The sequence below is a fragment of the Methylobacterium sp. E-065 genome, assembly GCF_022829605.1.
Lineage (GTDB): Bacteria > Pseudomonadota > Alphaproteobacteria > Rhizobiales > Beijerinckiaceae > Methylobacterium.
This window is the reverse complement of sequence record NZ_JAKSYD010000196.1, coordinates 49,110-58,555: the sequence shown is the minus strand read 5'-3', so window position 1 is coordinate 58,555 and position 9,446 is coordinate 49,110. Positions and strand designations below refer to the sequence as shown.

The 9,446-nt window shown below is 65.8% G+C and carries 5 protein-coding genes and 2 pseudogenes; 3 read left to right on the top strand and 4 right to left on the bottom strand.

Translation table 11 applies throughout. From position 1 onward, the window contains the following. Positions 1–137: 137 nt before the first annotated feature. The 4 genes and pseudogenes from MKK84_RS24080 to MKK84_RS24065 all read right to left on the bottom strand — a co-directional run. Positions 138–1,271 (bottom strand): annotated as a pseudogene (locus tag MKK84_RS24080) (cation:proton antiporter); the annotation flags it as partial. Positions 1,272–1,375: 104 nt separating this feature from the next. Then, complete coding sequence (locus MKK84_RS24075; RefSeq protein ID WP_243924449.1) at positions 1,376–2,212, bottom strand: alpha/beta fold hydrolase; 837 nt, start codon at positions 2,210–2,212, stop codon at positions 1,376–1,378. Positions 2,213–2,245: 33 nt separating this feature from the next. After that, positions 2,246–2,590: pseudogene (locus MKK84_RS24070) on the bottom strand (alpha/beta hydrolase); the annotation flags it as partial. An 834-nt stretch (positions 2,591–3,424) separates the two neighbouring features. Further along, positions 3,425–4,120, bottom strand: a complete 696-nt coding sequence (locus MKK84_RS24065; protein WP_243924442.1) for an MBL fold metallo-hydrolase — start codon at positions 4,118–4,120, stop codon at positions 3,425–3,427. Between the two features lie 866 nt (positions 4,121–4,986). On the opposite strand from MKK84_RS24065, the gene MKK84_RS24060 reads away from it, so the two are divergent. The 3 genes from MKK84_RS24060 to MKK84_RS24050 all read left to right on the top strand — a co-directional run bounded on the left by MKK84_RS24060 (position 4,987) and on the right by MKK84_RS24050 (position 9,182). Continuing rightward, the gene (locus MKK84_RS24060; RefSeq protein WP_243924440.1) at positions 4,987–6,471 is read left to right on the top strand and encodes a PAS domain-containing protein; all 1,485 of its coding nucleotides are present in this window, start codon (positions 4,987–4,989) and stop codon (positions 6,469–6,471) included. Between the two features lie 2 nt (positions 6,472–6,473). Continuing rightward, positions 6,474–6,659, top strand: coding sequence for a hypothetical protein (locus MKK84_RS24055; protein WP_243924438.1), 186 nt, complete (start codon positions 6,474–6,476; stop codon positions 6,657–6,659). A gap of 108 nt (positions 6,660–6,767) precedes the next feature. Then, positions 6,768–9,182, top strand: coding sequence for an EAL domain-containing protein (locus MKK84_RS24050; RefSeq protein WP_243924436.1), 2,415 nt, complete (start codon positions 6,768–6,770; stop codon positions 9,180–9,182). Positions 9,183–9,446: the final 264 nt, after the last annotated feature.

Sequence of the window (9,446 nt, the reverse complement as noted above, 5' to 3'; positions counted from 1 at the left end):
ACCAGAGGTGTTCATGCCAGCCTTCACCGCTTGGCCGGCTGCGCTCGCCCGACCAGCTCCGCCGGCCAAGCTAACCGTGGTGGAGCGGCCTACTGCGCACTAACTTTAACCTTGGACCACCCTGTGGGGGCCGATCAGTCGCGCCCTGGCATGTCCTCCGGCGCCGACAGGGCGACGGCCAGGGTAACGACCCCGCGCATTCCGGCCCAGCCGAGCACTGCGGCAGCAGCCGGTGACAGTGATGCTGTAGGTTTTCCGCGAAGCCGACCAATCGCGCGGCCGATCGCGTCGGCGCCGAACACCCAGGCGAAGCGCGAAACGATGACGGCTACGATCACCCCGGCCACCGGCAGGCCGAGCGAACGAATAGTTTCTTCGACACCGCCGAGCCGCTCGATGACGCCGCGCAGCGACAGCCCGATCAGCACGAACACGAGCGCTTCCATCAGGAAGACCATCACCCGCCACGTTGCGGTGCCGCGTAGGCGCACATCGGCGGTGAAGACCTCGTGCTGGTGCCAGCCGAAGATCAGCCCGGCCACCACCGTCGCGATGACGCCGGAGACGTGGACGGCCTCGCCGCCGACATAGGCCGCCCAGGACAGCAGGAACGCCGCCGCGATCGTCAGGGTCGGATCGCCGAGGTAGCGCAGCAGCCGGACCCACAGGAAGCCGAACACCGCGCCGACGGCGACGCCGCCGAGGGCGAGCAATCCAAACGTCGCCGTGGCGCTCCCGAGGCTGAATGTCCCGGTGAGGGCCGCGGCTACAGCGAAGCGGAACAGGACGAGGCCGGCGGCGTCGTTAAGCAGGCTCTCGCCCTCGAGCAGCACGGTTAGGCGCCGCGGCAGTGCCACGCGCTCCAGCACGGCCTTGGCCGCGACCGCGTCGGGCGGCGACACGACCGCGCCGAGGGCGAAGCAGGCGGCCCAGGGCAGCGTCGGCACGAGCCAGTGGACTGCGAGACCGACGGTTAGCGTCGTGAAGATGACCGCCCCGACCGCGAGCGAGAGGATGCCGCCGAGCTGGCGCCGGAAGTCGGACCACGCGGTGAAGTAGGCGCCGTCCATCAGCAGGGGCGGCAGGAACAGCACGAGGACGAGGTCGGGATCGAGCGTGAAGGCCGGGATGCCCGGCACGAAGGCCAGTCCGATCCCGCCGACGATCAGCGCAGCCGCCGGCGGCAGCCCGGTGCGATGGGCGAGGACTTCGAGGCCGAGGATGACCACAAGCAGGATGAGGACGAACTCGAACGTCGCGACGGGCGTCATGGGCGGGCTGTCCGGGGCAAGGGACCGGCTTGGCACAGGTCCAGGCGGTTGGGGTTCCGGTTGCCCGCCCCAGAAGGGACCGAGGCGGGCAGGACGGCGTGCTCTCAGCCGCGCACGAAGGCGAGCAAGTCGGCGTTGAGGACGTCCGCATTGACCGTCAGCATGCCGTGCGAGAAGCCCGGGTAGGTCTTCAGCGTGCCGTTGCGCAGCAGCGTAATCGCCTTCAGCGCCGCGTCGGCGATCGGCACGATCTGATCGTCCTCGCCGTGCAGCACGAGCGTCGGCACGCTGATCGCCCGCAGGTCTTCGGTCTGGTCGGTCTCCGAGAAGGCCTTGATGCCCTCATAGTGGGCCTGGGCCGAGCCCATCATGCCCTGCCGCCACCAGTTCTGGATCACGCCCGGGTGGACCGTCGCGCCTTCGCGGTTGAACCCGTAGAACGGACCGGTCGGAACATCGAGGAAGAACTGGGCGCGGTTGTCGGCCGTCGCCTTGCGGAAGCCATCGAACACCTCGATCGGTAGCCCTTCCGGGTTTGCCTCGGTCTTCAGCATCAGCGGCGGCACGGCGCTCACCAGCACCGCCTTGGCGACGCGCCCCTGCGGTTCCCCGTGCTTCGCGACGTAGCGCGCGACCTCGCCCCCGCCGGTCGAGTGGCCGATGTGTACGGCGTTTCTGAGATCGAGGTGCTCGGCGACTGCGGACGCGTCGGACGCATAGTGATCTATGTCATGCCCCACCGAGACCTGCGCGGAGCGGCCATGGCCGCGGCGGTCATGGGCCACCACGCGGTAGCCGTGCTGGAGGAAGAACAGCATCTGCGGGTCCCAGTCGTCGGACGAGAGCGGCCAGCCGTGGTGGAACATGATCGGCTGCGCGCCGCGGGGACCCCAGTCCTTGTAGAAGATCTCGGTGCCGTCCTGGGTCGTGATTGTAGCCATGGTGCTTCTCCTTGCAGTGGATCGAAGACGCCTTCACGCATACGCTTGCGCACGCCCTGACGCGGACCGGAGGCTGATCCAGGTCTTCGCCAAGCTCACATCGGCCTGGGTCAGGCCGTGTCCGTTGAGCAGCACGTGGTGCTCGACATCGGCACGGGCTGCGGCGAGACGCCCGGCATTCTCCGCCGGGACGATCGGATCGACCGCGCCCGACAGCATCAGCACCGGCTTGCCCGTGAGATCGACCGCCGGCGGGTCGGCAAGTGGCACCATCGGGCGCAGCAACATCGTGCCAGCAAGCAGGTCCGGCCGCAGTAGCAGGACAGCGGCAGCGATGTTGGCGCCATTCGAGAACCCGACCGCGAGCGGTGCGGCGACGACCGCTGTGGCCGCCGTCCGATGAAGAGAAGATGGCCGTGATCCGATCGTCTAAAAATAGAAACGATAGAAACTCATTGTTTCCAAAATTCTCTACCATTGAGTGTTAGCTGACATTGCCTCACATGCACGTCGAGCAACGAGACATGTATCCTGATGTAAAACATATGTCCGTTAGGGCATGCCGTAGCGGACACCAGGAGGTGGGTGGAAAGGCCCGTCCGTCCGGGTCGGCCTCGGCCAACGGACATGGGTCTATACGGACACCACCGCAGAGGATGGGCAGGTGCCCGGCGCCATGAAGTGCTCCACTTGGACGCCGATCGTCAGCCCGCCCTCTCTGAATGGTTGAGGTGACGTTCACCCGCTTGGTAGGATGCTCTCCGCCCTACACACTCTGTCCCTGGACATATCCATGCCATCGTCAAAGGGATCGAGGTCGAGCGAGCTACGGCCTATGGGGCCTCGGTACTGGGCAGCCTACTTCGACGCGCTCGCCACGGGGCCACTGCTGTTGAAGCCGCACACGGCACGTCGCCGGGCTGGAGAGGTGGCGCGGAACTGTCCATATCCGGAAATCGCTGCGGCGGGCTTGGCGAAGGTGAAGACCGCACTCAAAGCGCAGGATCCGGCAACCTCATCTTAGCGTCTAAAGCGGTGCGATGGTCGGCCGATCGGGTGCGGCGCGTAATGCAACGGGCTGCGGCGATCCCGTTGGCTTTGCTGCGTTACGCAGCCGGTTCACCCGGTACGGTTTGGGTATACCCAAACCGGACCACAATAATCGGCTGCTGTAGGTGGGGACGGATATCCGATCGTGGCGGCTGGCTCTCCTCAGCGTCGCGTTGCAGCCCGCCGAAGTTGAGCGGCGGCATCCTTCACAATCGATTTGCCATGTCCAAAGCAAACCGCCTCCGGTGTCAGCGCCGCCAGTTTACGCTGGCTGCGGCGTCCCTCTGCTTCGTCCTCAAACCCGATGGGATCGCCTGTGCCGAGGATATTGATGAACACATCGCCCGCGATCAGCAGCCGCGTCCCCTGCCATAGAAGACCCACCTGACCGGCGCAGTGTCCCGGAGCGTGGATTACTTGTAGCCCGCCCGCCAGCGGTAGCGTCTCGCCATCGGCGATGTGCTGGTCGATCTGGAACGGCTCCGTGCGCTCGTTCTGGTCGAAGACGATGCGGAGCATGATGTTGCGGATCGGGCCCGGCGCGGGCTTCATCGGCCGGAATGGACCACCGCTCTCGACCATGGGCACGTCGGCGGCATGCATGTAGGTCCGTGCCCCAGTCGTGCGGATAATGGGAATAGCACTGCCGATGTGATCAGGATGTCCGTGGGTGAAGACGAGGTGCTTCAAATCACTCGGCTTGCGCCCGAGCTTGGCGACCGCGTCGAAGACCTTGTCCGCTTTGTTAGGGAACCCTGCGTCCACCAAAACAAGCTCTGGGCCAGCGTCGAGCAACACCGAGTTCGCGTTGCCCATCGGCACGAGGTAGGCGCCGTCGATAATTTTCGTGAACGCCATGAACCTACCTGCTTGATGCCCCCATCCTTAGCCCGCCGTTAAAGGTCCGAGAAGGGTCCAGGCTGTGTGAAAACTCAGGTCCACGCCGAAATCGTGGAACAATCTCCTACGCTGCTGCCATTTGAGCATCCTGCATGGCGGCGGTGATGCCGTCAGAATGCCTGCGCCGGCCCTGGCCTAGGGCGAACGAGGGAAATTCTTCTACAACCTCTGAGTTTTCGCACAGCCTCGTTCGCTTCCCGCCTGTCGACGCAGCAGAGATCTACGACTGGGTTGGTGGTTTTGCGACCGTCCGCTTTCGAGCTGAAGACCTGTAAAAGCGAATGGTCATCGAACGGCATGAGCTGGCCGATAGCGGTCCGCTCGCTGTGGAGCACCTGCGGTCGAAAACCGGACGGTGCCTTGCATAGCCGTCTTTCCGCTTCACATGACTTTCACTACTCCGTTCCGGCATGCTTGAACTCAGAGCTGCAAACATCACGAGCCCGGTCGCCTCTAGTCGCGTTCGAACGCGAGGTGCTCCGGCCGCTCGGGCGCCCTGCCGGAAGCGCCGCAGGACGCTACGAACCAACCAGCGTAAGCAACGATGCGTTAACCGGGGCGCTGCGCGCCCTCAGTATCTTCGAGCACGTGTAAGTTGCATTGCCGCCGGTCACTAGATCGTGATTACTTGTGGACTTAGACCAATCACATCAGGCTATGAGATATCTTACTTTCTATACAGAGTCAGTAAGACTTAGTTAATGATTGACGTTCATTGCCTAAGTACGGTGCCGCGTTCAAGCGATGCATCAGTAGACTGCACTGTAGGCCTTAAGCCTCTCCCGTGTCGTCGAGCTGCCTCATTGATCTTGGGAGAGGAAACCATGTTCGGTAGAACGCGCGCGCACAAAGATCTCGCGGCCGAACTCGATGCCCTGGACCGTTCACAGGCGGTCATCGAGTTTCAGCCCGACGGTACCATCCTCACCGCCAACGCCAATTTCCTAACGGCAATGGGCTACACCCTGCCTGAGCTGCGGGGGCAGCATCACGCGATGTTCGTCGAGGCAGCGCACCGCGACAGCGTCGAGTATCGTGCGTTTTGGGACGCGCTGCGGCGGGGTAACTTCCAGTCGGCCGAGTTCAAACGTATCGCCAAGGGCGGTCGCGCCGTCTGGATCCAGGCGAGCTACAATCCCGTGCTCGACCGCGCCGGTCGCGTCGTGAAAGTGATCAAGTTCGCCTCTGACGTCACCGCCCACGTCCTGCGCAACATCGACCACGATGGGCAGCTTGAGGCCCTGCACCGCTCGCAGGCGGTGATCGAGTTCGCACTCGACGGCACCGTCCTGACCGCCAACGCCAACTTCCTCGACGCGATGGGCTATCAGCTCGACGAGATCCGAGGGCACCACCACAGCCTGTTCGTGGATGCGGCCGAGCGCACGAGCGCGGATTATCATGAATTCTGGGCCAAGCTCGGGCGTGGCGAGTTCGCCGCGGGTGAGTTCCGGCGGGTTGCCAAGGGCGGACGCGAAGTCTGGATCCAGGCCACCTACAACCCGATCCGTGACCGTGATGGCGTGCCGGTGAAGGTCGTGAAGTTTGCCGCCGACATCACCGCACAGGTGTGCGAGCGCCAGCGTCGAACCGAGGCACAGCGGGCGATCGGCATGGATCTCGACGCGATCGGCATCGCGGTCGAGGACGTCACCCGGCAGACCATGGAAGCGGTCGGTACGGTCGGGCAGGTCTCGAACGACATCCAGTACGTCGCCTCGGGCGCGGAGGAGCTGTCGGCCTCGGTCGGCGAGATCAGCCAGCAGGTCAGTTACGCCGCGCGCATGGCCGGCGAGGCGGTCGAGCAAGCCCGGCATACGGGAGCGATCGTGGCGGGGCTGAGCGGGCAGGCGGCTCAGATCGGCGACGTCGTGACCATGATCCAAGGCATCGCCTCGCAGACCAACCTCTTGGCCCTGAACGCCACGATCGAGGCGGCGCGCGCAGGTGCGGCGGGCAAGGGCTTTGCGGTCGTCGCCTCCGAGGTCAAGGCCTTAGCCGAGCAGACCGCCAAGGCGACCGATCAGATCCGCGGGCAGATCGCGGCCACACAGGCAGCCACGCGCGAGGCGGTGGAAGCGATCGGCTCGATCCGGGGCACGATCGCTCAGCTCGACGAGGTCTCGGCTGCGATCGCTGCGGCGGTGGAGGAGCAGTCTGCGGTGACCCGGGAGATGTCGGGCAGCATGCATACGGCCGCCCACGGCGTGACTACGATCGCCGGCGGCATGGAGGCGATCGCTCGGGCGAGCGAGCAGGTCGATGCGGCTACCCGCCAAGTGCGGGAAGCCGCGCGGGCGGTCGCCTAACGATGGCCCAGATCGACGATTTGGCCGCTGCTGCCCTGGGGCATAACTGGGCACAGCTGTCGGAGGTCGGTGCTGCTGTGCGGCGCAGCCTCGACGATGCGCTCGCGGATCTCGTGCGTGTGGCGGCCGACGAGCGCTATCTGTGTCGCTGGCGCTCACTGATGGAAGCTGTCAGCGAGCAACATTAGATATTTTTAACTATAATTCTCTTATCGCGGCCTACTCGATCGTGCGCTAGCGAACTCGATACACCTATATTAGCCTAATGCCTGCCTCATCCGTAGCTCGAGCCGGCTATGATTAGAATACTGACCTGCATTACACAGCAGCACGACCTGCGCCTCGTCGCGCTCTCGGCCGTCATTTGCGCGCTCGGCTCCTTCGCCGTCACCACCATGATGGCCCAGGCCGAGGTCACGAAGGCGCCTCACACCGCACGCTGGATCGGCGCAGCCGCCGTCGTCTTCGGATCGAGCGTCTGGGCCCTCCACTTCGTGGCCATGCTCGCCTTCGCCCCCGCCGAGGGCATCGCCTACGAGATCGACCTCACCGCTTCCTCGATCGCCGTCGCGGTCGCCGGCACCTGGGTCGCCCTACTGCTCTGGCACCTGTTCCGCCGCCCAGCGGCGGTGGCGCTCGCCGGCACCGTCCTCGGGCTGGCGATCGCCGGCATGCACTACCTCGGCGTCAGCGCGATGCGCTCGTCCGGCTTCATCGCCTTCGACCCCGCCTTCGTCGTCGCCTCGCTCGGCGTCGGCATAGGTTTGGCAGCCCTCGCGCTCGCACGAGCCCGCGATCTCCTGAGCCTGCGGCGCCGGATCGAGGTCACCACCTGGCTCGCGCTGGCGATCTGCGGCCTGCACTTCACCGGCATGGCCGCCACCACCGTCGCGCCGATGCTGCGGCTGAGCGAGGAAGGGCACCTCCTTGGTTCGACCTCGCTCGCCCTTGCAGTCGGGCTCGTCAGCCTCGCCATCCTCCTCGCGTGCCTCATCGCGATCCTGTTTCAGCAGCACCTCTCTCAGCGCGCCGTGCGCGAGCTCAACCGCATGCGCCTGCTCGCCAACCTCACCCACGAGGTCCTGCTCATCCACCGCGATTGCGAGATCGTTGAGGTCAACGATGCCGGCGTCCGCCTGTTCGGCGAACCCGTCGAAGATCTCGTCGGTCGCAATATCCTGGGTCTGTTCGCAGAGTCGGAAGGGCCAACACTTGCGCGCCGTGCTCGGTGCCCCGTGGACGATCTGCGGCCTGAGGAGTTCATCATGCGCGCCGCCGGCGGGGTGCTGGTGCCAGTCGAGCTGTCCTGCAGCGCGATCGAGTTCGGCGGCAGGCCAGCCACCGCGGTCGCCCTGCGCGACCTGACCGACCGCAAGCGCGATGAGGCGCGCATCCGCCACCTCGCCCTGCATGACGCGCTCACCGACCTGCCCAACCGCTATCTGCTGGAGCAGCGCCTTGCGCACGCGCTGGACGCGGCCGCCCAGGACGGCAGCGGGGTGGCCGTGGTCTACCTCGACCTCGACCGCTTCAAGCCGGTCAACGACCTGCACGGCCACGCCGTCGGCGACGCCCTGCTCGTCCAGGTCGCCAAGCGCATGCTGGGCGAGCTGCGCCCGACCGACACCCTGGCGCGCGTCGGCGGCGACGAGTTCGTAGCCGTGCTCGCCGGGACGCGCGCACCCGAGCACGCCGCGGAGATCTCCGACCGCCTGGTTGGGGGCCTGGTTCGCCCGTTCGCGATCGAGGGCCAATGCGTCGAGATTGGCGCCTCGGCCGGCGTGGCGCTGTACCCAGGCGACGGCGGCACCGCCGAGACCCTGCTGCGCGCCGCTGACACCGCGCTCTACCGCGTCAAGGACGACGGACGCGGCGCCGTGCGCTTCTTCGAGGCGTCGATGGACACGCAGTTGCAGGCGCGGCGGCAGATGGAGTACGAGCTCGGGCTCGCCATCGCGCGCGACGAACTGCGGCTGTTCTACCAGCCGATCGTCAACGGGGCGACGGGCGAGATCGAGACGTTCGAGGCGCTGATCCGCTGGCAGCACCCCGAGCGCGGCTTTGTCTCGCCTGCCGAATTCATCCCGTTAGCCGAGCAGAGCGGGCTGATCGCGCAGATTGGGGCCTGGGTCATCGACACGGCCTGCGCCGCAGCCGCGTCCTGGCCTCGGCCATGGCGGGTTTCGGTCAACGTCTCGCCGCAGCAGTTCCGCCAGTCGGACGTGCCCGCGATCGTGGTGCGCGCGCTGGCCCGGCACGGGCTGGTGGCGGCGCGCCTCGTGATCGAGATCACGGAGAGCGTGTTCATCCAGGACGCGACCAAGGCAGTGGAGGTCCTAACGCGGCTGCGGGGCTTAGGCGTGCGCTTGGCGCTGGACGACTTCGGCACGGGCTACTCGTCGTTGAGCTACCTGCAGCAGTTCCGGTTCGACAAGATCAAGATCGACCAATCGTTCGTGCGCAAGATAGAGCAGAGCGCGGACACGCTGACGATCGTGCGGGCGATCGCCAACCTCGGTCACAACCTCGGGCTTCAGGTGACGGTGGAGGGGGTTGAGACGGCCGAGCAGTTGGCGATCCTGCGCCAGCTGGGCTGCGACCAGATGCAGGGCTACCTGTTTGCGAAGCCGGCGCCGAAACTGCCGGCCTCGGAGCTGGAGCAGGCGCGACTGCGAGCGCTGTTCGCCGGCGCAGCGGCGCGGGTCGCGTAGTGCAGCCAAGCCACCGATCGTCGGATGAACGGTGGATGGCTTCCGGTGGCAGGTCGGGGCTTATCGGTGGCAATTCGTGACTGAGAACTGTCGCTTTGCTTCCTGCGGAAAACGACGGGTTGTCGGCGTCCGCGCCGTTCGCGCGAGGCGTCTTTCGGAACCGAGCGTGACTGGTACAGTATTGGCTACTGGTCCGCGCGGGGCAAGGTGACCGTCGGCGCCATAACTGAGAGCCGGTCCGATAAGGGTCTGAGGCGGGGTTGA